General features: G+C 66.1%; 20 protein-coding genes. 14 read left to right on the top strand and 6 right to left on the bottom strand.

Annotated elements, in window-relative coordinates; genetic code table 11:
* The first annotated feature begins 11 nt into the window (after positions 1–11).
* Genes LQG66_RS13840 through LQG66_RS13850 form a run of 3 tightly spaced genes read left to right on the top strand, consistent with a single transcriptional unit; the run spans position 12 to position 2,501 of the window.
* Positions 12–1,439, top strand: coding sequence for an FAD-binding oxidoreductase (locus LQG66_RS13840; protein WP_231326769.1), 1,428 nt, complete (start codon positions 12–14; stop codon positions 1,437–1,439).
* A gap of 15 nt (positions 1,440–1,454) precedes the next feature.
* Positions 1,455–1,910, top strand: coding sequence for a GNAT family acetyltransferase (locus tag LQG66_RS13845; protein WP_231326770.1), 456 nt, complete (start codon positions 1,455–1,457; stop codon positions 1,908–1,910).
* A gap of 9 nt (positions 1,911–1,919) precedes the next feature.
* Positions 1,920–2,501: an NUDIX domain-containing protein gene (locus LQG66_RS13850; RefSeq protein WP_231326771.1), complete on the top strand. Its 582-nt coding sequence runs from the start codon at positions 1,920–1,922 to the stop codon at positions 2,499–2,501.
* 161 nt (positions 2,502–2,662) lie between these two features.
* Here the strand turns inward: LQG66_RS13850 and LQG66_RS13855 are convergent, their stop codons facing one another.
* On the bottom strand, positions 2,663–3,433 hold the full coding sequence (locus LQG66_RS13855) for an SOS response-associated peptidase (protein ID WP_231326772.1): 771 nt from the start codon (positions 3,431–3,433) through the stop codon (positions 2,663–2,665).
* A gap of 86 nt (positions 3,434–3,519) precedes the next feature.
* Here LQG66_RS13855 and LQG66_RS13860 point away from each other — a divergent pair, with 86 nt between their 5' ends.
* From LQG66_RS13860 to LQG66_RS13875, 4 genes are all read left to right on the top strand, one after another.
* Positions 3,520–4,041 carry a hypothetical protein gene (locus LQG66_RS13860; protein ID WP_231326773.1) on the top strand — a complete coding sequence of 174 codons (522 nt, stop codon included), beginning with the start codon at positions 3,520–3,522 and terminating at the stop codon, positions 4,039–4,041.
* A 70-nt stretch (positions 4,042–4,111) separates the two neighbouring features.
* The gene (locus tag LQG66_RS13865; protein WP_231326774.1) at positions 4,112–4,531 is read left to right on the top strand and encodes an NUDIX hydrolase; all 420 of its coding nucleotides are present in this window, start codon (positions 4,112–4,114) and stop codon (positions 4,529–4,531) included.
* Positions 4,532–4,582: 51 nt separating this feature from the next.
* A complete protein-coding gene (locus tag LQG66_RS13870) occupies positions 4,583–4,963 on the top strand; it encodes a TIGR02301 family protein (protein ID WP_231326775.1) in 381 nt (126 codons plus the stop codon).
* 168 nt (positions 4,964–5,131) lie between these two features.
* Positions 5,132–5,398, top strand: a complete 267-nt coding sequence (locus LQG66_RS13875; RefSeq protein WP_231326776.1) for a hypothetical protein — start codon at positions 5,132–5,134, stop codon at positions 5,396–5,398.
* Positions 5,399–6,945: 1,547 nt separating this feature from the next.
* Here LQG66_RS13875 and LQG66_RS13880 read toward each other — a convergent pair.
* Positions 6,946–8,280 (bottom strand): dihydroorotase, encoded by a 1,335-nt coding sequence (locus LQG66_RS13880; protein WP_231327778.1) that lies wholly within the window; start codon positions 8,278–8,280, stop codon positions 6,946–6,948.
* 198 nt (positions 8,281–8,478) lie between these two features.
* On the opposite strand from LQG66_RS13880, the gene ygfZ reads away from it, so the two are divergent.
* The 7 genes from ygfZ (at position 8,479) to LQG66_RS13915 (ending at position 14,575) form a co-directional block, all read left to right on the top strand.
* On the top strand, positions 8,479–9,363 hold the full coding sequence (gene ygfZ / locus LQG66_RS13885; RefSeq protein ID WP_231326777.1) for a CAF17-like 4Fe-4S cluster assembly/insertion protein YgfZ: 885 nt from the start codon (positions 8,479–8,481) through the stop codon (positions 9,361–9,363).
* Between the two features lie 9 nt (positions 9,364–9,372).
* Positions 9,373–10,002, top strand: a complete 630-nt coding sequence (locus LQG66_RS13890; protein WP_231326778.1) for a DNA-3-methyladenine glycosylase I — start codon at positions 9,373–9,375, stop codon at positions 10,000–10,002.
* Positions 9,999–10,616: an HD family hydrolase gene (locus LQG66_RS13895; RefSeq protein ID WP_231326779.1), complete on the top strand. Its 618-nt coding sequence runs from the start codon at positions 9,999–10,001 to the stop codon at positions 10,614–10,616. Before LQG66_RS13890 ends, LQG66_RS13895 begins: the two co-directional genes overlap by 4 nt.
* Positions 10,617–10,620: 4 nt before the next feature.
* Positions 10,621–10,860 carry a hypothetical protein gene (locus LQG66_RS13900; protein WP_231326780.1) on the top strand — a complete coding sequence of 80 codons (240 nt, stop codon included), beginning with the start codon at positions 10,621–10,623 and terminating at the stop codon, positions 10,858–10,860.
* On the top strand, positions 10,857–11,081 hold the full coding sequence (locus tag LQG66_RS13905; protein ID WP_231326781.1) for a hypothetical protein: 225 nt from the start codon (positions 10,857–10,859) through the stop codon (positions 11,079–11,081). The genes LQG66_RS13900 and LQG66_RS13905 overlap by 4 nt, the downstream gene beginning before the upstream one ends.
* Positions 11,082–11,205: 124 nt before the next feature.
* Positions 11,206–11,712: a tyrosine phosphatase family protein gene (locus tag LQG66_RS13910; protein WP_231326782.1), complete on the top strand. Its 507-nt coding sequence runs from the start codon at positions 11,206–11,208 to the stop codon at positions 11,710–11,712.
* 190 nt (positions 11,713–11,902) lie between these two features.
* The gene (locus LQG66_RS13915) at positions 11,903–14,575 is read left to right on the top strand and encodes a DUF2339 domain-containing protein (RefSeq protein ID WP_231326783.1); all 2,673 of its coding nucleotides are present in this window, start codon (positions 11,903–11,905) and stop codon (positions 14,573–14,575) included.
* A gap of 15 nt (positions 14,576–14,590) precedes the next feature.
* Here LQG66_RS13915 and LQG66_RS13920 read toward each other — a convergent pair whose 3' ends face one another.
* The 4 genes from LQG66_RS13920 to LQG66_RS13935 all read right to left on the bottom strand — a co-directional run bounded on the left by LQG66_RS13920 (position 14,591) and on the right by LQG66_RS13935 (position 20,023).
* Positions 14,591–16,276: a methyl-accepting chemotaxis protein gene (locus LQG66_RS13920; RefSeq protein WP_231326784.1), complete on the bottom strand. Its 1,686-nt coding sequence runs from the start codon at positions 16,274–16,276 to the stop codon at positions 14,591–14,593.
* 200 nt (positions 16,277–16,476) lie between these two features.
* A complete protein-coding gene (locus LQG66_RS13925; RefSeq protein WP_231326785.1) occupies positions 16,477–18,165 on the bottom strand; it encodes a methyl-accepting chemotaxis protein in 1,689 nt (562 codons plus the stop codon).
* Between the two features lie 762 nt (positions 18,166–18,927).
* Positions 18,928–19,161, bottom strand: coding sequence for a DUF6894 family protein (locus LQG66_RS13930; RefSeq protein ID WP_231326786.1), 234 nt, complete (start codon positions 19,159–19,161; stop codon positions 18,928–18,930).
* Positions 19,162–19,339: 178 nt separating this feature from the next.
* A complete protein-coding gene (locus tag LQG66_RS13935) occupies positions 19,340–20,023 on the bottom strand; it encodes a hypothetical protein (RefSeq protein WP_231326787.1) in 684 nt (227 codons plus the stop codon).
* Positions 20,024–20,133 lie beyond the last annotated feature (110 nt).

A 20,133-nucleotide genomic window follows, 5' to 3' on the forward strand; every position in this document is an offset into this window, starting at 1 on the left:
AGCGACCGACCATGAACATCAGCCCGCCTGCCCTGCCGCCGCTGTCGCCCGACCTGATCGCGCAATTCGCCGCCATCGTCGGCGAGCGCCAGGCGCTGACCGCGCCTGCCGACGTCGCGCCTTACGTCACCGAGGAGCGTAATCTGTTCCACGGCCGCTCGCCGCTGGTGCTGCGTCCGGGCTCGACCGCCGAGGTCGTCGCGATCTGCAGGCTCGCCAGCGAGCACCGCATCGCGCTGGTGCCGCAGGGCGGCAACACCGGCCTCGTCGGCGGCCAGACGCCGCACAATGGCGAGGTGGTGGTGTCGCTGAAGCGCATGGACAGGATTCGCGAGGTCGACACTGCCTCCAACACCATGATCGCGGAGGCCGGCGTGGTGCTGCAGGTTGCGCAGCAGAAGGCCGCCGAGGTCGACCGGTTGTTTCCGCTGTCGCTCGGCGCCGAGGGCAGCTGCACCATCGGCGGCAATCTCTCGACCAATGCCGGCGGCACCGCCGCGCTGGCCTATGGCGTGGCGCGCGAGATGGCGCTCGGGGTCGAGGTCGTGCTGGCCGACGGGCGCGTGCTCAACGCGCTGTCGAAATTGAAGAAGGACAACACCGGCTACGATCTGCGCAACCTGTTCATCGGCGCCGAGGGCACGCTCGGCATCATTACCGCGGCGAGCCTGAAGCTGTTCCCGAAGCCGCGCGCGGTCGAGACCAGCTTCGTCGGGCTGAAGTCGCCGGAGGACGCGCTCAAGCTGCTCGCGATCGCGCAAGCCGAGGCCGCCGGCAGCCTGACCAGCTTCGAGCTGATCGCGGCGATCGCGCTCGACTTCTCGGTCCGCCACGCCGCCGGCAACCGCGCGCCACTTACCGGCCAGCATCCCTGGTTCGTGCTGATGGAATTGTCGTCGTCGCGCGACGATGCCCGCGCCACGCTCGAGACGATCCTGGAAAAGGGCCTCGAGGACGGTATCGTCGATGACGCCGCGATCGCCGACAGCCTCGCCCAGCGCATGGCGTTCTGGAAGCTGCGCGAGGACATCTCGGCGGCGCAGAAGCCGGAGGGCGGCTCGATCAAGCACGACATCTCAGTGCCGGTCGCCGCAGTGCCGGCCTTCATTGCGGAGGCCAACGCCGCCGTGGTGAAGCTGATGCCCGGCGCGCGCCCGGTGCCGTTCGGCCATCTCGGCGACGGCAACATCCACTACAATGTCAGCCAGCCGATCGGCGCCAACACCGCCGACTATCTCGCGCGCTGGCACGAGGTCAACGCGGTCGTGTTCGAGATCGTACTGCGCATGGGCGGCTCGATCTCGGCCGAGCACGGCATCGGCGTCCTCAAGCGCGACGAGCTGCCCGACGTGAAGGATCCGACCGCCATCGCGCTGATGCGCGCGATCAAGGCGCAGTTCGATCCGCTCGGGATCATGAATCCCGGCAAGGTTCTCTAGGATTTCGACTCTCCCATGGACACAGCCCCTGCTCTTGCGATCTCCGACATCACCGATGCCGATGTTCCCGCCATCATCGCGCTGTGGCAGCGCTGCGGCCTGACGCGGCCGTGGAACGATCCGGCCGCCGACATCGCGCTCGCCCGCCGCGGCGAAAGCTCCACCATCCTGGTCGGCCGCGCCGGCGGCGCGATCGCAGCCTCCGCCATGGTCGGCCATGACGGCCATCGCGGCTGGGTCTACTACGTCAGCGTCGATCCCGACCATCGCGGCCGCGATCTTGGCCGCGCCATCATGGCGGCGGCGGAGGACTGGCTGCGCACGCGCGGCGTCGCCAAACTGATGCTGATGGTGCGCGGCGACAACACCAAGGTGCAGGCGTTCTACAATCAGCTCGACTATGCCGTGCAGGACAGCGTCGTGTTCTCGAAATGGCTCGACGGCCGCGAGCCCACGCCCGGCATGAAATAGAGGTCCAGCATGAGCATTTCCGACCGCATCCGCGTCCACGAGCGGCGCGTGCTGTCCGACCATTACGGCACGCTGAGCTCGACGAAATTCGAGTGGCGGCGCGACGACGGCACGTGGCAGACGCAGAGCCGCGACGTGTTCGACCGCGGCAACGCGGCGGCAATCCTGCCCTACAACCTGCAACGGCGCAGCGTGATCCTGGTCCGGCAGTTCCGTTATCCGGCATTCGTCAACGGCTATGACGATCTCCTGATCGAGGCCGCGGCAGGCCTGCTCGATGATGCCTCGCCGGAGGAACGCATCCGCCTCGAGGCCGAGGAGGAAACCGGCTATCGCCTGCACGACGTCAAGTTCGTGTTCGAGGCCTTCATGAGCCCGGGCGTCGTCACCGAGAAGATCCACTTCTTCGTCGCCGCCTACGAGCCCGAGATGCGCGTCAGCGCCGGCGGCGGCCTCGCGCATGAGGGCGAGGAGATCGAGGTGCTCGAGGTCGGCATCGACGACGCGCTCGCGATGGTCGCCGACGGGCGCATCCAGGATGCCAAGACCATCATGCTGCTGCAGCACGCCGCGCTGAAGATCTTCGTCTGAGCGGGGCCTGCGCGCCGACCGCACCGTCCTGCTCCACTGTCGTCCTCCGCGAAAGCGGGGGACCCAGTATTCCACCGACATCGGTTTTCACATGAGCGGCCGCGGCGTACTGGATCCCGCCTTCGCGGGTATGACGACCTTCTTCGTTGATGCGCCCTGCCTCAAAACAGACTCCCCTGCCCATCATCCGCAGGCGCAGTTGAAGTCTTGCGTGATACAACCTTCTTCGCCGGTTTGCGCTGCGCGTCCTCCGCAGCACGCATCTCCTCGGTCATCGGCAGCAGCAGCTGCTCATCGTCGTTGGCCACCGTGTTGACGCGCGTCGACACCTCGTACCACGCGAACTCGCCCTCTCGCGGCGCGACCAGCAGCCTCATGACCTCGTCGGCATCATCGGAGCGGCAGTCGAGCCAGAGCGAGAAATCGTCCGGCCTGATCGTCACGGGAACGCGATGATGCAGCATGGCGAGATCACCGCTCGCGGCCGCCGTGACGATCGCCACCGTGTCGACCTCCTCGCCGTTCGGTCCCATCCAGGTCTCGGCGAGGGCGGCGAAGCCGAGCGGCGCGCGATCACTGCGATGGATGAAGAACGGACGCTTGCGGCCGTCGATCACCTGCCATTCGTAATATCCATCAGCGGGCACAAGAACGCGGCGCCGCCGGATCGCATTCTTGAACGCCGGCTTGTCGCGTACGGTCTCCGAACGCGCATTGATCAGCAGCGTGAAATTGCGGGGATCCTTGACCCAGGCCGGCATGAAGCCCCAGCGCATCAGGCGAAAATGGCGCTTGTCGTGATCCAGGAGTATTACGGAGATCGGCTGCGTCGGGGCGATATTGTGGCGCGGCGGAAAGTTCGGCTGCTCCTCGTAGCCGAACATCTGCCGCAGTGCCGCGGGTGGTGAAGTGATCACGAAGCGTCCACACATAATCTCACTCAAATCGTCGTGTGTTCAGCACCTTTTAACTCCGGTTGCCAACACTGCGGCGGATGACCGCCGCGGCCCCACACTCCATGCATTCCGATCGCACGACCCGGCGACCGGCAGGCAGTTCCGTTGATCCGGCGCGTGCCGCGATCCTGCGTGCCGCCAACATCAATCCGCGCACCGGGCTTGCCACCGACTATCTGAATCATTTCAACGAAGCCGTGATGCTGCTCGAAATGATCCCGGACATTCCGGAATGCGCTGAGGACTTCCTGGCGTGGACGCCGCTGACCTATCCAGAACATTTCACCCACACCAATTTCAAGGCCCGCGATCTCGTCATCGAGGCCTATGAACAGGCCGAGCCGTCAATTCGTGACAAATTCGATCGTCTCACGCAGACCATGACCGAGATCCTGCTCGCGGTCGGCAGCGCGATGCGCGAAGCCAAGCAGGACAAGACCAAGGCGAAGCTCGCCGAGGAGGCTGCCGGCTGGGTCAAGCCGCTGGTGACACAGGCCGGCGGCATCATCAACGGCGACATCGAGGTCGATCCGGACCCGGTCGATGAGGTCGATACGGTCGACGCCATCATGGCGGGCTACTGAGCCGTCACGCGACGGGGCTGAAAGCACGATACGATTCATATAACGTCGCGTTGTCCCGGAGCAGCATGCGATGACCGTCCCCACGCCTCCCCGCCATCCCCAACTCGCCGTCAGCGCCGCGATCTTTCGCGACGGCAAAACCCTGCTGGTGCGCCGCGCCCGCGCCCCGGCCAAAGGCGTCTACACGCTGCCGGGCGGCCGGGTCGAGTTCGGCGAGAGCCTGCACGAGGCGCTGGCGCGCGAGGTGATGGAGGAGACCGGGCTGTCGATGGCCATCATCGGGCTGGCCGGCTGGCGCGAGGTTCTGCCGGCTCAGGGCGGCGGCGGCCATTACGTGATTCTGCCGTTCGCCGCGCGCTGGCAGGCCGGCGAGATCAAACTGAACCCGGAACTCGACGACTTCCAATGGCGCGTCCCGGATGCGCTGGAGGGCCTGCCGCTGACCGACGGGTTGCCGGACATCATCGCCGCGGCCCGGGCGCTGCTGTAGGCGCGCCTTGCGTCTGCCGCCGGGCAAAGGCATATCACTGCTGTGGTTCCCATGATCTCCAAGCGCCTGCTGGCCGTCCTGATGCTCTCTGCGGCTTGCGCCATCGTCCCGGCGCGGGCGCAGGATGCGGCTGCGCCGTTCGATGGCGACCTGCAGCGGCTGTCCGAGATCCTCGGCACCCTGCATTACCTCAGGGGCATCTGCGGCAGCAACGAAGGCGCCAAATGGCGCAACCAGATGCAGGCGCTGGTCGATGCCGAGACCCCGTCGGGCGAGCGCCGCGCCCGAATGATCGCCGGCTTCAACCGCGGTTACAACGGCTTCCAGCAGACCTACCGGACCTGTACGCCCGCGGCGATGGTCGCGATCCGCCGCTACATCGACGAGGGCTCCAAGATCTCGCGCGATCTCACCGCCCGCTACGCCAATTAACGGCCCACGGGGTTGGACTCTCAGGCGTTATCCACGTTTGCGTTAACCCTGTTAACCTTTCCTAAAGAACTGGCCTAGGCGTCCACGCACTGCGTGATAAACCTCACGGGTCGGACGCGCCCGCGTTCGGAAGTCAACGTGCCTCGCGGCCTCGCCAGACTGAATTCAATGAGCTTTCCCCTGCCTTTCAGCGCCCTCCCCGCCGCCCTGCCCGATCACGAGCAGAAGCAGGCCGCGCTCAGCTATCTCAACGAAGCCTGGGCGGAAGCGCGCCATGACGGCGTCGACGGCGACTGCCTGGCGCAGGCGAGCCTGTTCGCGGCGCTGGCCGAGCTCGTCACCACCTATGGCGAGGACGCGGTCGCGACCTTCGTCGAGGGGATGCCGGACCGCGTGCGCAACGGCGAATTCTCGCTGGCGCGGGCGACGCAGTAGGGTTCGCGGTTTTAACGTTTCACTCGTAGCCCGGATCAGCGTAGCGACATCGGGGGTCTCACGCGGTGCATCGGCGAACCCGGATGTCGCTACGCTGATCCGGGCTACACGACTGGATCCCTGCCTGCGCGGGGATGACAGTAGTAGGTGCTGCGACATCAGCGAACCATCGCAGTGCCGTAGGGTGGGCAAAGGCGCGCCCATGGTGCCTGTTTGATGCGACGCTCTCGCGCGCGCCGTGCCCACCATTGAGCTCCGAGTCTGCCTCGCGACGGTGGGCACGCGACCACCCTGCGGGCGGCTGCTTTGCCCACCCTACGCCTCAAACTCGCTGATCTAAGTCAGCAGCAGCGTTCATCTTCACATGTCAAAGAGCGATCGAGCATGCATCGTCGTTCTCGCGGCGCGATTCGCGTCCGAGCAATGACTGACGTTCGTCCCTCGCAGAAATCGAGGGCGCAGGGAAGGCTGGGCGTCGGCTGACGCCCATGGCCCCCGTGCGAACAAGAAGCACGGGGCAGGAACCACAGGTGCAGCCGGATGAACCCAGCCTTCCCTGCGCGATGGTTTTAACGCTTGCTTCGTGCTCTCCCTGGGGACCGGCTTGATTGCCCCCATCGCCCGCGCTGGTGCTTTCGCATCTCAACGGCGAGCTTGACCTCAGCATCGGGAGGCCAGGACCACACGACTTCACGTCCGCATCGATGTTGTTCGTCCGCGCAACAGAGTCACGCTGCAACCCGACACGTCCACCGCCTCCCCGCCTCGCGTCTCGTGACGACCGCGCGTACGCCCCTCTCGTTGAGGCGGGATGGACGTAAGGTAGGCATGGATTCCGTAAAAGCGAAAGAGGAATTTTTGACGCGAGATGTGCCACGTGCACGATCGCGCTGAGATCGCGCGTCAAATTGATGTTTCGGCGCATGCGATTTGCGTCGTTTGACGACGACGAAGGTCGGACCATCCGGACAAATCGCGCAACTGATTTGCCCGGCGGGCACGGCGTGGTCGCACAGCACGTGATCGCGTAGGGTGGGCAAAGCAGACGCCCGCAGGGCGGTCGTGTGCCCACCGTCGATCAGCGCGCGCGGAAACAAAGTGGTGGGCACGGCGCGATGGAGCAGAGCACGACGCACGGCCGTCGCGTGCGCGCCTTTGCCCAACCTACTGCGCTGCTCGTGAATGCGCCCTCGCCCCTTGCGGGAGAGGGCATGTAGGAAAGCGCAGCAATCTCGGTCGGGTGAGGGGTATGCTTCCACGAGCGTGGCGCTCGGAGAGAGACCCCTCACCCAACCGAGCAAGTGGATCGGCCGGTGATGCCCTCTCCCGCAAGGGGAGAGGGCGCTGTATCGCACAGCGAATCGCTGACAGATCTAACGCGATCCGCCGCTGAGTCCTGGATCCCCGCCTTGCGCGGGATGACAGCGAGAAGCATCATAGAAACTCCGCGTCATTGCGAGCGCAGCGAAGCAATCCAGGGCTCAGCAAGGACTCTGGATTGCTTCGCTGCGCTCGCAATGACGGAGTAAAGCAACGAGCAACGGACCTTACGCCTTCAACGTCTCCATGAACTGCACCGGCTCGCCCGTGGCCGGCGTCAGCAGCTCGCCCTGCCACATCACGCGCTGGCCGCGGACGAAGGTGCCGACGGGCCAGCCGGTGACGCGCAGGCCGTCGTAAGGCGTCCAGCCGGCCTTCGAGGCCACCCATTTGTTGGTGATGGTCTCGCTGCGCTTGAGGTCGACGATCGTGAGATCGGCGTCGTAGCCGGCGGCGATGCGGCCCTTGCGGGCGATGTTGTAGATGCGGGCGGGGCCGGCGCTGGTGAGATCGACGAAGCGCTGAAGCGACAATCGTCCCGCGTTGACGTGGTCCAGCATGATCGGCACCAGGGTCTGCACGCCGGTCATGCCGGAGGGCGAGCCGGGATAGGTCTTGGCCTTCTCCTCGGCCGTATGCGGCGCATGGTCGGAGCCGAGGATGTCGACGATCCCCTGGTCGACGCCCCACCAGATCACGTCGCGATGGTCGGCCGAGCGGACCGGCGGATTCATCTGCGCGTAGGTGCCGAGCCGCTCGTAGCACTCGGGCGCCGCCAGCGTCAGATGATGCGGCGTCGCCTCGACGGTGGCGACGTCCTTGTGATCGCGCAAATACACGATCTCCTGCTTGGTGGAGATGTGCAGCACGTGGATGCGCTTGCCGGTCTCGTGCGCGAGATTGACCAGCCGCTGGGTGGCGCGCAGCGCCGCCTCCTCGTCGCGCCACACCGGGTGCGAGCGCGGATCGTTCTCGACGCGCAGATCCTTGCGCTCGTTGAGGCGGTATTCGTCCTCGGCGTGGAACGCGGCGCGGCGGCGGATCACCTGGAAGATGCGGCGCAGACTATCGTCGTCCTCGACCAGCAGCGAGCCGGTGGAGGAGCCGACGAACACCTTGACGCCGGCGCAGCCCTCGGCGCGCTCCAGCACCGGCAACTGGTCGACGTTCTCGCGGGTGCCGCCGATGAAGAAGGCGAAGTCGCAATGCATGCGATGACGGCCGGCGGCGACCTTGGCGGTGAACGCCTCCTCCGTCACCGTCAGCGGATTGGTGTTGGGCATCTCGAACACAGCGGTGACGCCGCCCATCACGGCGCTGCGCGAGCCGGATTCGAGATCCTCCTTATGGGTGAGGCCGGGCTCGCGGAAATGCACCTGGGTGTCGATCACGCCGGGCAGCACGTGCAGGCCCTTGCAGTCGATGATCTCGGCGGCCGACGCCGCGCCGAGATTGCCGATCTCCACGATGCGCCCATCGGTGATGCCGATGTCGCGGACGCCCTCGCCGTCCTGATTGACCACGGTTCCGGATTTCAGAATGACTTGGAAGCGCTGGCTCATGAAGCCCTCATAGGATTTCATTCTCCGCATCACCACAAGACGCGTCGATCATGCTGCGCACCTGCCCATTTGCTGGCCTTTTACCGGGCGCGCGTCTTGATCTTTAGAATGAGCCCACCGAGCGGGGGCGTTTCAGCCTTGTGGTTTATGCCAGGGCGGCTTACGTTTCAGTGCGGCCTGTCGCAAGAGGTTTTTCGGATGAAGGCGACGTTTCTCGAAGACCGGGGCGTGGTCCAGGTCAGCGGCGACGATGCACGCAAGTTCCTCAACGGACTGTTCACCACCGACGTCACCAAGCTCACGCCTGGGGACGCCCGGTTCGGCGCGCTGCTGACGCCGCAGGGCAAGATCATCGTCGACTTCCTGGTGGCGCAGGCGCCATCGAACGAGGCCGGCGAGCGCTTCCTGCTCGACTGTCCGCGCGCGCTTGCCCAGGCGCTCACCGACAAGCTCAACGTCTACAAGCTCAGGGCCAAGGTTGCGATCGCCAATCTGTCCGACCAGCTCGGCGTGATCGCGATCTGGGATGGCGCCGTCGGCGCCACGCCGGAGCCGAGCTTCACCGATCCGCGTCACGAGAGCCTCGGCGCGCGCGTCATTGCGTCACAGGGATCGCTCCATGACATCGCCGCAGGGCTCGGCGCCGATGTTGTCGGTTCCGATGCCTATGAGGCACATCGCATCGACTACAGCGTGCCGCGCGGCGGGCTCGACTTCATGTATGGCGACGCCTTCCCGCACGAGACCAACATGGACCGGCTGCACGGCGTCGACATCAGCAAGGGCTGCTATGTCGGCCAGGAGGTCGTGAGTCGCATGCATCATCGCGGCACGACCCGCACGCGCGCGGCGCAGGTGCTGCTCGACGATGCGAGTCCCGAGCCGGGCACGCCGATCTTGGCCGGCGACAAGAGCATCGGCACGATGGGCTCGGCGTCGCAGCACAAGGGCATGGCGCTGCTGCGGATCGACCGCGTCGCCGAGGCGATCGAGGCCGGCACGCCATTGACCGCCGGCGGGCTCACCTTGCGTGTCGCCGATCCCGATGCCCTGCAGGGGGCGCCGAAGCAGACGGTTGCCTGAGCAGGTTGCATGAGCCGCGCTGCTGTCGTCCATCCCGATGGCCTGACGCGCTGCCCCTGGCCGGGCAGCGATCCGCTTTATGTCGCCTATCACGACACCGAATGGGGCGTGCCGGAATATGACGACCGCGCGCTCTACGAGAAGCTGATCCTCGACGGCTTCCAGGCCGGGCTGTCGTGGATCACGATCCTGCGCAAGCGCGACAATTTCCGCCGCGCCTTCGATGACTTCCAGCCGGAGAAGATCGCGCGCTACAACGACAAGAAGATCCACGCGCTGATGAACGATGCCGGCATCGTGCGCAACCGCGCCAAGATCGAAGGCGCGATTCTCAGCGCCAAATCCTGGCTGAAGATCCAGGAGGAGAGCGACGGCTTCTCGAAATTCCTGTGGGACTTCGTCGACGGCGCGCCCAAGGTCAACCAGTTCAAGACCACCGCGAGCGTGCCGGCCTCGACGCCACTGTCGATCAAGATCTCCAAGGAGCTGTCTTCGCGCAGCTTCAAGTTCGTCGGCCCGACGATCGTCTATGCCTTCATGCAGGCCACCGGCATGGTCAACGACCATCTCGTCACCTGCTTCTGCCACGAGACCTGCAGCGGCAAGCGCCGCACTCCGCGCCTCAAGACGTCCAAATGACAACCAACAACAAGGCCTCCAGCCGCCCTGACCGGGTCTGGCAGCGCATGCTGTCCGGCCGGCGGCTCGACCTGATCGATCCCTCGCCGCTCGATGTCGAGATCGCCGACATCGCCCATGGGCTCGCGCGCGTGGCGCGCTGGAACGGCCAGACCTCGGGCGCGCATATCTTCTCGGTCGCCCAGCATACGCTGCTGGTCGAAACCGTGATGCGCGCGCGCAATCCGAACATCGATGCAAGGCTGCGGCTCGCGGCCCTGCTGCACGATGCGCCGGAATATGTGATCGGCGACATGATCTCGCCGTTCAAGACGGTGCTGGGTGCCGGCTACAAGACCGTGGAGAAGCGGCTGCTGGCGGCGATCCATATCCGCTTCGGCCTGCCGCCGGAGCTTGCGGCCAGCATCGAGCAGCAGATCAAGGCGGCCGATCGCGGCGCAGCCTATCTGGAGGCGACCCGGCTTGCCGGCTTCTCCGAGAGCGAGGCCAAGCGGCTGTTCGGCCGTGACCCCTGCCTGCCGGAGGCCACGGAGGCGGACTATCTGACGCCCTGGAGTGCGGCCAAGGCCGAGAAGCGGTTCCTGACCCGCTTCAACGCCGTATTGGGGTCCTGACCCCATGCCGCTGACACCGGACGAGCGCCGCAACGAGCGCCTGAAGCTGGCCGCCAACTGGGTCAACACGCTGGCGACGGCCATCGTCACCGCCGGAACGTTCGTGCCGCTCGCCCAGTTCGTCTACGGTGTGCTGCCATCGAGCACCCCTGCCGCCGTGATCTATGGCTCGGGCGTGGTTTGCATTGTCACCGGAGTGCTCATACATTTGCTGGGTCAATGGATCCTGGGAGGTCTTCGATGACCACGCACCAGCTGTTTGCGCTGAGCTTTCCGCTCCTGACCGCCGCGGCCGTCGCCGTGGTGGCCCTGTTCGTGCGCCGTCCCTGGTCCGAGAAGCCGGTCGAGCTGTCGTCTCCGAACCGTGAGCGTCTGCTCGACCACCTCGAGCGGCTGAACGCCGAGATCGAGGGCAAGGCCCATCTTGTCCGCCAGGAGCTGCGACACCTGAAGAACACCCGCTGACACCGGATCAGGTTCGGCGTCACAGGCTCGCCGCGCACGCATGCTCCAGCCCGACAGCAGATCTTCGAAAGCCGCTTTTGCCCTCACGCGCGCAGTCGTATAATCGGGCTTTCAAAGGCCCCTCATGATCCATGTCTGCTCGCTTGCCGCCCTGCCCGAGACCGTGCGCCTGACCGGCGCCAGTCACGTCCTTACCATCATGGCCAATGTCGAGCAGGTGCAGCGACCGCAGTCGATCCTTCCCGAGAACCATCTCAGGGTATCGGTCGACGACATCACCGAGCAGCTGCCGGGCTTCATGGCGCCGAGCGAGGACCACGTCACCCGGGTGCTGGAATTCGTGCGCGGCTGGGATCGCACGGCTCCGCTGGTGATCCACTGCTACGCGGGGATCAGCCGTTCCACCGCGAGCGCCTTCGCTACGGCGTGCGCGCTCAATCCGCATCGCGACGAACTCGACATCGCCCGGGCCATCCGCCAAGCCTCGCCGGTCGCGTCACCGAACCGCCTCATCGTCAGCCTGGCCGACAAGGCACTGGGGCGCGAGGGCCGCATGGTGCGCGCGCTGGACGCCATCGGCCCGGGCGCGATGATGGTCGACAGCCAGCCATTTCGGATCGATCTGGACTGAGTTGCGACGCTGCGTAGCCGCATACCGGCACGCTTTGAACTTATGTTCCGCGGTTTGACACAGAGGGAACGACGGCCATCGTGCGATCTGCCGTGGCCATCGGCCGATTCGCCGCGCCCACCCGAAAGCCGGCGCCATCCCTCCACCCGTGACGCCTGCCGGCGCCATTGTTTCAGGATTTCCCCGCGTGATGTTCGATTCGCACCTGGATTGGATCGCTCTGCTGGTCGCGTTCGCAATATTCGCATACGCGCGTCAAATCTCCGATCGATTGGCCGAGCTGCAGGCCCGGCTGGACCGGCTCGAAGCCGCGCGTCCGGCGGCCGTTGCCCCAATGCCGGCCGCGCCGCCGCTGAGCCCGCTGCAAGAGCCTGCCACGGCTGCGCCGATGCCGCCGCCGCTGCCGGAAGTGACCGAGCCCGCTGTGCAGCCGGCGACGATGACGAGCGACGCAGCGGCCGATCAGCCGCCGCCCGCGCCGCAGCCGTCCGCCGGTTTCGAGGAGCGCATCGGCACCCGCTGGGTGGTGTGGATCGGCGGGCTGACGCTCGCGCTCGGCGGCTTCTTCATGGTGCGCTACTCGATCGAGGCCGGCCTCATCGGCCCCGAGGTACGCGTCGCGCTCGGCGCGCTGTTTGCGGCCGCGCTGCTCGCGGCCGGCGAATGGACCCGGCGCCAGGAAAGCATCTCGCAGATCTCGGCGCTGCCGATCGCCAACATTCCGGCCATGCTGACGGCGGCCGGCACCGCCGTCGCCTTCGCCACCGTCTACGCGGCCTATGCGCTCTATCAGTTCATCCCGCCCGCGATCGCGTTCGTCCTGCTCGGCCTCGTGGCCCTGGGAACGCTGGCTGCCGCGCTGCTGCACGGCCCGGCGCTGGCCGGGCTCGGCATCGTCGCCGCCTTCACGACACCGGTGCTGGTCTCGACGGGGCAGCCGAACTACTGGGCGCTTTACATCTATCTCGCCATCGTCACCGCGGCGGCGTTTGCGCTGGCCCGCGTCCGGCTGTGGCGCTGGCTCGCCATGACCACGATCGGGCTGTCGTTCCTGTGGACGCTGCCGGGCCTCGACATCGGCGTGGCCGAGGTCGCGCCACACGTCTTCCATGTCGCCGCAGGTTTCGCGCTGGCCGCCCTGATCGTGGTCTGCGGCTTCATGTTCGGACCCGCTGCCGACAACGATGAGGTCGAGCCGATCTCCTCGGTGGCGCTGGCCGTCTATCTGCTCGGCGCCATGCTGGTCGTGCTCGCGAGCTTCCACGACGGATTGGCGCTGATCGGCTTCACGCTGCTGGTCGCCGCCACGCTCGCGGTCGCCTGGCGGGCGCCGAGCGCCGCCGGCGCGGTGGCTGCGGCCGCCGGCACGGTGTTCGTGGTGTTCGCCGAATGGGCGCTGCGCGACAATCCGGATCTGCTGGTGCTGCCGGGCGGGGCGTTGCCCGGCATGGGACCGGACCCGCTCGGCGCCTCCGTGTCGTGGCATCTGGTGACGGCGGCGATCTTCGCGCTCGGCTTCGGCGCCGCAGGCTTCCTGGCGCAGGGACGCTCGCAGAACGCAGTCGTGCCGGTGGTCTGGTCGGCGGCCGGCGTATTCACGCCGCTGGCGCTGCTGGTCGCGCTGTATGCGCGCATCGCCCATCTCGACCGCTCGATTCCGTTTGCGATCCTCGCCGTCGTGCTCGCCGCCGCCTTTGCTGTCGCGACCGAAGCGCTGACCCGGCGCGAGGAGCGTCCGGGCCTCAACGCGGCGATCGCGCTGTTCGCAACCGGTACACTGGCCGCGCTGGCGCTGGCGCTCACCTTCGCGCTGGAGAAAGGCTGGCTCACGATCGCGCTGGCGCTGATGTCGCTCGGCACCGCCTGGATCTTCGAGAACAGGCCGATCCCGTTCCTGCGCACGCTCGCGGCCGCCTTCGCCGGCCTCGTGGTGCTCCGGATCGGCCATGATCCGCGCATCGTCGGCGCCGACGTCGGCACCACGCCGATCTTCAACTGGCTGCTGTGGGGCTATGGCGTGCCGGCCGCCTCGTTCTGGGGCGCGAGCTACTTGATGCGCCGCCATGGCGACGACGCGCCGCTGCGCGCCGTCGAAGCCGCCGCCATCCTGTTCACGGCCCTGCTCGCCTTCCTGGAGATCCGCCACGCCGTCAACGACGGCGACATGCTGGCGGTGCCGTCGCTCGCCGAAACGGGCCTCGACGTCTGCGTCGCGCTGGCGCTCGCGCTCGGCCTGGAGCGGTTGCGCGAGCGCAGCGGCAGCATCGTGCACAACATCAGCGCCGTGATCCTCACCGGCTTTGCCGGCGGCGCCACCGTGGTCGGGCTGCTGGTGCTGGAGAATCCGATGATCTCGGATGTCGCGATCAAGGGCGGCCTGCTCAACATCCTGATCCTGGCCTACGCGTTTCCGGCGGTGCTGCTGCTGCTGCTGTCCTACGCGGTCGCGGGGCGGCGTCCTCCCGCCTATGGCAACACGCTGGCCGCGGGCGCGCTGATCCTGGCGCTGGCTTACGTGAGCCTGGAGATCCGCCGGCTCTATCACGGCCCCGACCTGATGACGGGATCGACCAGCGCCGCCGAGCAGTACACCTATTCGATCGCCTGGCTCGCGTTGGGCGTGGTGCTGCTCGGGATCGGCGTCGTCGTGCAGTCGCAGCGCGCCCGCCTGGCCTCGGCGATCGTGATCGCGCTGACGATCCTGAAGGCCTTCCTGGTCGACATGTCGGCGCTGACCGGCGTCTGGCGCGCGCTGTCGTTCATCGGCCTCGGCCTGGTGCTGGTCGCCATCGGCTGGCTCTATCAGAAGGTCCTGTTCCGAAGGCAGCAGCAGGCGCCACCGGCGGTGCCGGCGGCGTCATGATCAGGCAGCCCTGAATCAGGCAGCCCTGACCGATTGCAGGAACGACGCCACTTCCCGCTTCAGCCGGTCGCTGTCGGTCGCGAGCGACTTGGCGGCGCTCAGAACGTGCGAGGACGCCGAGCCGGTCTCCGTCGCGCCGCGCTGGACATCGACCACGTTGGACGACACCTGCTGGGTGCCGTGCGCGGCCTGCTGGACGTTGCGCGATATCTCCTGCGTCGCCGCGCCCTGCTCTTCCACCGCGGCCGCGATCGCCGAGGAGATCTCCGACAGCCGTTCGATGCTGCCGGAGATATCCCGGATGGCACCGACCGATTCCTGGGTCGCGGCCTGGATGCCGGACACCTGCTGGCCGATCTCGCCGGTCGCCTTCGAGGTCTGCTCGGCGAGCGCCTTCACCTCCGAGGCGACCACCGCGAAGCCGCGACCGGCCTCGCCGGCCCGCGCCGCCTCGATGGTGGCATTCAAGGCGAGCAGGTTGGTCTGGCCGGCAATGGAGTTGATCAGCTCGACGACGTCGCCAATCCTGGCCGCCGCCTTCGACAACTCGCCGACGCGGTCGTTGGTCTGACGCGCCTGGGTGACGGCGTCCGAGGCCATCCGCGCCGAGTCCTGCACCTGACGGCTGATCTCGGTGATCGAGGACGACAGCTCCTCCGTGGCCGACGCCACCGACTGCACGTTGGTCGACGCCTCCTCCGACGCCGCCGCGACCTGGGTGGAGATCTCCTGCGAGCGGGTCGCTGTCGATGACAGCGCGCCGGCGGAATGCTCGAGCTCGGTCGAGGCCGAGGACACCGTCTGCACGATCTCGCCGATCGTCGCCTCGAACCGGCGCGTGATGTCGTCGACGCGGCGGCCGCGCTCGATCTTGGCCTCGGCGTCGACGGCAGCCCGCTCATCGGCTTCCTTCTTGGCGATCAGCGCCTCCTTGAACACCTGCAGGGTGTCGGCCATCGCGCCCATTTCGGTCGGCTCACCGCGGTGCGGCACCTCGGCGCCGAGATCGCCCTGCCCCAAGGCCTGCATCGGCCTGATGATGGAGGCGATGCCGGCCGAGACGTCCTGCACGAGATAGAAACCGACGCCGACCGCGGCAACGACCACGGCGAGAATGATGGTCGTCACGATCCAGAAGGCGCTGCTGTAGCCGTCGGCGGCGTCCCGGGTGGCCGCTTCCGCGCCCTTGTCGTTGAAGTCGATGGCCTTCGCCAGCAGCTCTTCGGAGACGGCCGATGCGGCGCCAGGTCCCTTGAAGAGGCCGTCGATATCATCGGGGAGACGCCCGACATTGTTGCGCGAGACGTCGAGCACCTTGTTGGACGCGGCCAGGTAGTTGGCCCAGGCGCGCGTCCAGGCTTCATAGATCTTGCGTTCGTCGGCATTCGCGATCAGCGGCTCGTAGGCGCGAATGTCCTTCTGCACGGCGTCGAGCATCTCGCCCATGCGCTTGTCGGCCGCGGCCTTGGCCTCCGCCGACAACGCCATCACGTGGACCCGAAGCGTGAGGCGGTACATGTTGATGTCGGCGCGCAGCGCGCCGAGCACACGGACGCTCGGCAGCCAGTTTTTCGCGATATCGACCGTATGCGCGTTGATCCCGTGCATGCTGCGCACGGCGAGGATGCCGAGTCCGGACATCGCCACGAGCATGAAGGCAATGACGGCGACGATCTTGAGACGAATGGAAAGCTTGGACACGTTCTCATCCTCCGAAAGAAAACGTCCCGCTACCGGCCGTGTCGAGGCGGTCAGCTTCTGCGGTGATCGACCGCGCCGCGGCGAAGACGAAAAAGCGGCACCTGCTGGGGAGCATGGTGCCGCCGATTACCGCAAAGTTCCGTTAATGCTGAACGTCGTATTACTACGGGGCGCGATGCGACTGCGGTCGCCGGAACGGCTCAGGCCGCGCGCACCGATTGCAGGAACGACGCCACTTCGCGCTTCAGCCGGTCGCTGTCCGAGGCGAGTGATTGCGCAGCCGACAGAACATGCGTGGAGGCCGTCCCGGTCTCGGTCGCTCCACGCTGAACGTCGACGACGTTGACGGAAACCTGCTGGGTGCCCTGCGACGCCTGCTGAACGTTGCGCGAGATCTCCTGGGTTGCCGCGCCCTGCTCTTCGACCGCAGCCGCAATCGCGGACGAAATCTCCGACAACTTCTCGATCGTGGTCGAGATCGCCCTGATCGCACCGACCGATTCCTGCGTCGCCGCCTGGATGCCCGAGACCTGCTGGCCGATCTCGTCGGTCGCCTTCGCCGTCTGCTCGGCCAGCGCCTTCACTTCGGAGGCGACGACCGCGAAGCCGCGGCCGGCCTCGCCCGCCCTCGCCGCTTCGATGGTGGCATTCAGCGCCAGCAGGTTGGTCTGGCCGGCAATGGTGTTGATCAGCTCGACAACGTCGCCGATGCGTGCGGCGGCCTTGGTCAGCTCGCCGACGCGATCATTGGTGAGCCGCGTCTGCTCGACCGCTTCGTTGGCCATGCGGGCCGATTCCTGCACCTGGCGGCTGATCTCGGTGATCGACGACGACAGCTCCTCGGTAGCCGAGGCGACGGATTGCACGTTGGTCGATGCTTCTTCCGATGCAGCTGCGACCATGGTGGAGATTTCCTGGGAGCGGGTGGCCGTCGATGACAGCGCACCGGCGGAATGCTCGAGCTCGGTCGACGCGGAAGAGACGGTCTGCACGATCTCGCCGATCATCGCCTCGAACTGGCGCGTGATGCTGTCGACGCGGCGGCCGCGCTCGATCTTGGCCTCGGCGTCGTGGGCGGCGAGCTCGTCGGCTTCCTTCTTGGCGATCAGCGCTTCCTTGAACACCTGCAAGGTGTCGGCCATGGCGCCGATCTCCGTGGCCTCACCACGATGCGTCACCTCGGCCGTCAGGTCGCCATCGGCCAGCTCCTGCATCGGTTTGATGATCGAGGCGATGCCCTGCGAGACGCTCTGCACCAGATAGAAGCCGACCACAATGCCGGCCAGGATGGCAGCGGCGATGATGGCCAGCACCAGCCAGAAGGCGCGCGCGTAGCTGGCGGCGGCGTCCTGGGTCGCCTGTACGGCACCCTTGTTGTTGAGCTCGATGTCCTGGATGAAGTATTTGTCAGCCTCGCGCGCGATGGCCGCAGCCGATTTTTCGAGCAGATCAGTGGCCTCGCGGGGAGGCCGTCCGACGCTCTTGTTCGATTCCTCCATCACCTGCTTCACGACGACCACATACTTGTCCCAGGCCTGCACCCAGTTGTTGTAGATCGTGCGTTCTTCGACCGACGTGATCATCGGCTCGTAGGTCTTGCGGTCCTTGCCGATCGTCTCGAGGATGCCGGTCACGCGCTTGTCCGCAGCCTGCTTGGCTTCGGTCGTTTCCGCCATCACATGCGCGCGCAATGCGATGCGCAACAGGTTGATGTCCGCGCGCAGCTCGCCGATCGTGCGCACGCTCGGCAGCCAGTTGGTCGCGATGTCGACGGTGCCGGCGTTGATCGACTGCATGCTGGTCACGGCGAGAACGCCGAGCCCGGACATGGTCACCAGCATGAAGGCGATGACCGAGATGATCTTGGTACGGATGGAGAGTTTGGACACGGGTGACCCCAGAGGCTGTGCGGTTCTGGCCGCTGTCTGCCAACGCTCACGACGGCAACCGGTCCGTATACGCGCGGCGTTGCGCAGTGCTTCGATCAGGGCGCGGAAAGCTCGTTCCCCGAATGGAACTATTTAGAGAAAAACAAGCCAAACATCGGTTAAGGCTCGGCACCGTAGTAATACGGCAAATGCCACCGGGCGCGGCGCCGGTCACGGCGCAACGGTATCCTGAGCCCGTGCAGTTGTTAGGATGTGTCCTCTCCCTGAAGGAGGGAACATCCGATGGACCGCATTAGCGGATCCCGTTCCACTGATATGCTGCGAACCATCTTAAGACCTGATTACTATCAAAACATGCAATTCGCGCGAAAGCACGCCAAAGACGCAGCATGGCGAGAACTCGCGACGCGGTGCGGCGAGGTCCGGCCGGTCACACCGACCGGCACGCGATCGTTCCATCGTCGCTCCAAACTAACGCCATCGGCGTCAGGGCGAGTTGATGCCGCGACTTCGGCGCCCCATCCCGAAATGACGGGGGAGAGCGCGCGACACTCGATCTGTGATACGGGCTATCTGTGACTCGCGGATTCGGAGTGGATGGCGGCGAGGCCGATGAGAGCGGGCGCTGGCGCCCGTCGTTCGATTCCCGTCCTCGGACTTTACCCGAGCCCCCGGCTGGCAGCGTCGAACCGACGTTCGACGGTAATCCGGCGGCGAAGCGGCCGGACACTGCGGGCCGCACGCGGTCGAAACGCCTGGAAGTCAGCCAACCGATTCCGACACCAGGCGAATCCGGAACACCGGCTGCTTGGCCTCGTCGAGCAGTTCCATTTGCCACTCTGCCTCCTGCTGCAGCGTACGCGAGATTCCGCCAATCAAGTCGGAGCAGACTGCGGTCAACTCGTTCCAGGCAGATTCCCGGTTGGCAAATTCGTAAGGCTGATCAGCAGCGCCGGAATAGCGGCCCTGGCTGATACGGAAGAAATACAACGACATTACCGACCCTTTCTCGTGGGCCACCCCCCCAGCCGCACCCTGTATCGCGAGTCGCTACCGAGGCATAAATTTAAGCGACCGTACGACTACGGCGCAATGACCGCTAGCGTGCGGTCGCGTCTGAAATGTTGCTATATGTTAATCGGAGGCGGTTTTTAAATGATCGGTGAACTAATAACTAATCGGTCGAGCGTCGGAGTTCCGGTGCGGCGTCCGCCTTGCTGCTTTCAGCCTTGCTGCTTTCAGCCTTGGTGATTTCCGCCTTGGTGTTTTCAGGCCTGGTGTTTTCAGGCTTGGCACTCTCCGCCTTCGCGGGTTCCGCCCTCACCGGTTCCACTTTGCTCCGCTCCACGTGCGGCGTCTCCACCCGTGCCGCAACCTCGGTATGCGACGTATCCGCCGCAGGGGCGGCGGCGCGCGGTGCACGGGATGCGTGAGGTCGCGCCACTGCACGCGCCATCAGCATCGTGGCACCGCCCTGATGCTGGAAGTCGCAATAGGCAATGCTGCCGAGACCCGAGACCGAGCCGCGGAAGCTGCGATCGTCCTTCTTGTCCAGGTTGAAGCAGGGCTCGAACGGCATGCCCTTGATCGCGGCGCAGACGTTCTGGCCACGGATCTGCAGCGTGTTACCGGGCAGCCGGATCTGACGAACCGGGCCGGACCCGGAAAACTGCACGGCGCCGGCGGCACCCATGTCGTCGAGAACGCGACCTGCCCCACGCGTGCCGTCGACGCAGGTGAAGGCGAACACCTTGCCGGCGACGAACTTGCGCGCCTCATCGGCCGTCATCGATCCTGCCACCGCAGGTAAAGCGATGGCGCCGACGGTCACGGTCCCCAGCAACAAACGCGCGAGCATGCTCAAACTCCCCACTTAACCCCACGCAGCGGGTAAGGCGGTATCTTTACCCCATGCTTACCATACCAACCGTGGCAACAATGGAGCAGCTTGGTTTGAAAAGTCTGAAC

This window comes from Bradyrhizobium ontarionense (assembly GCF_021088345.1).
Classification (GTDB): domain Bacteria; phylum Pseudomonadota; class Alphaproteobacteria; order Rhizobiales; family Xanthobacteraceae; genus Bradyrhizobium; species Bradyrhizobium ontarionense.

What these genes read in the sequence shown, in the direction of transcription:
- LQG66_RS13840 (WP_231326769.1), top strand. Translation starts at nt 12, where the DNA reads ATGAACATCAGCCCGCCTGCCCTGCCGCCGCTGTCGCCCGACCTGATC.
- LQG66_RS13845 (WP_231326770.1), top strand. Translation starts at nt 1,455, where the DNA reads ATGGACACAGCCCCTGCTCTTGCGATCTCCGACATCACCGATGCCGAT.
- LQG66_RS13850 (WP_231326771.1), top strand. Translation starts at nt 1,920, where the DNA reads ATGAGCATTTCCGACCGCATCCGCGTCCACGAGCGGCGCGTGCTGTCC.
- LQG66_RS13855 (WP_231326772.1), bottom strand. Translation starts at nt 3,433, where the DNA reads ATGTGTGGACGCTTCGTGATCACTTCACCACCCGCGGCACTGCGGCAG.
- LQG66_RS13860 (WP_231326773.1), top strand. Translation starts at nt 3,520, where the DNA reads ATGCATTCCGATCGCACGACCCGGCGACCGGCAGGCAGTTCCGTTGAT.
- LQG66_RS13865 (WP_231326774.1), top strand. Translation starts at nt 4,112, where the DNA reads ATGACCGTCCCCACGCCTCCCCGCCATCCCCAACTCGCCGTCAGCGCC.
- LQG66_RS13870 (WP_231326775.1), top strand. Translation starts at nt 4,583, where the DNA reads ATGATCTCCAAGCGCCTGCTGGCCGTCCTGATGCTCTCTGCGGCTTGC.
- LQG66_RS13875 (WP_231326776.1), top strand. Translation starts at nt 5,132, where the DNA reads ATGAGCTTTCCCCTGCCTTTCAGCGCCCTCCCCGCCGCCCTGCCCGAT.
- LQG66_RS13880 (WP_231327778.1), bottom strand. Translation starts at nt 8,280, where the DNA reads ATGAGCCAGCGCTTCCAAGTCATTCTGAAATCCGGAACCGTGGTCAAT.
- ygfZ (WP_231326777.1), top strand. Translation starts at nt 8,479, where the DNA reads ATGAAGGCGACGTTTCTCGAAGACCGGGGCGTGGTCCAGGTCAGCGGC.
- LQG66_RS13890 (WP_231326778.1), top strand. Translation starts at nt 9,373, where the DNA reads ATGAGCCGCGCTGCTGTCGTCCATCCCGATGGCCTGACGCGCTGCCCC.
- LQG66_RS13895 (WP_231326779.1), top strand. Translation starts at nt 9,999, where the DNA reads ATGACAACCAACAACAAGGCCTCCAGCCGCCCTGACCGGGTCTGGCAG.
- LQG66_RS13900 (WP_231326780.1), top strand. Translation starts at nt 10,621, where the DNA reads ATGCCGCTGACACCGGACGAGCGCCGCAACGAGCGCCTGAAGCTGGCC.
- LQG66_RS13905 (WP_231326781.1), top strand. Translation starts at nt 10,857, where the DNA reads ATGACCACGCACCAGCTGTTTGCGCTGAGCTTTCCGCTCCTGACCGCC.
- LQG66_RS13910 (WP_231326782.1), top strand. Translation starts at nt 11,206, where the DNA reads ATGATCCATGTCTGCTCGCTTGCCGCCCTGCCCGAGACCGTGCGCCTG.
- LQG66_RS13915 (WP_231326783.1), top strand. Translation starts at nt 11,903, where the DNA reads ATGTTCGATTCGCACCTGGATTGGATCGCTCTGCTGGTCGCGTTCGCA.
- LQG66_RS13930 (WP_231326786.1), bottom strand. Translation starts at nt 19,161, where the DNA reads ATGTCGTTGTATTTCTTCCGTATCAGCCAGGGCCGCTATTCCGGCGCT.
- LQG66_RS13935 (WP_231326787.1), bottom strand. Translation starts at nt 20,023, where the DNA reads ATGCTCGCGCGTTTGTTGCTGGGGACCGTGACCGTCGGCGCCATCGCT.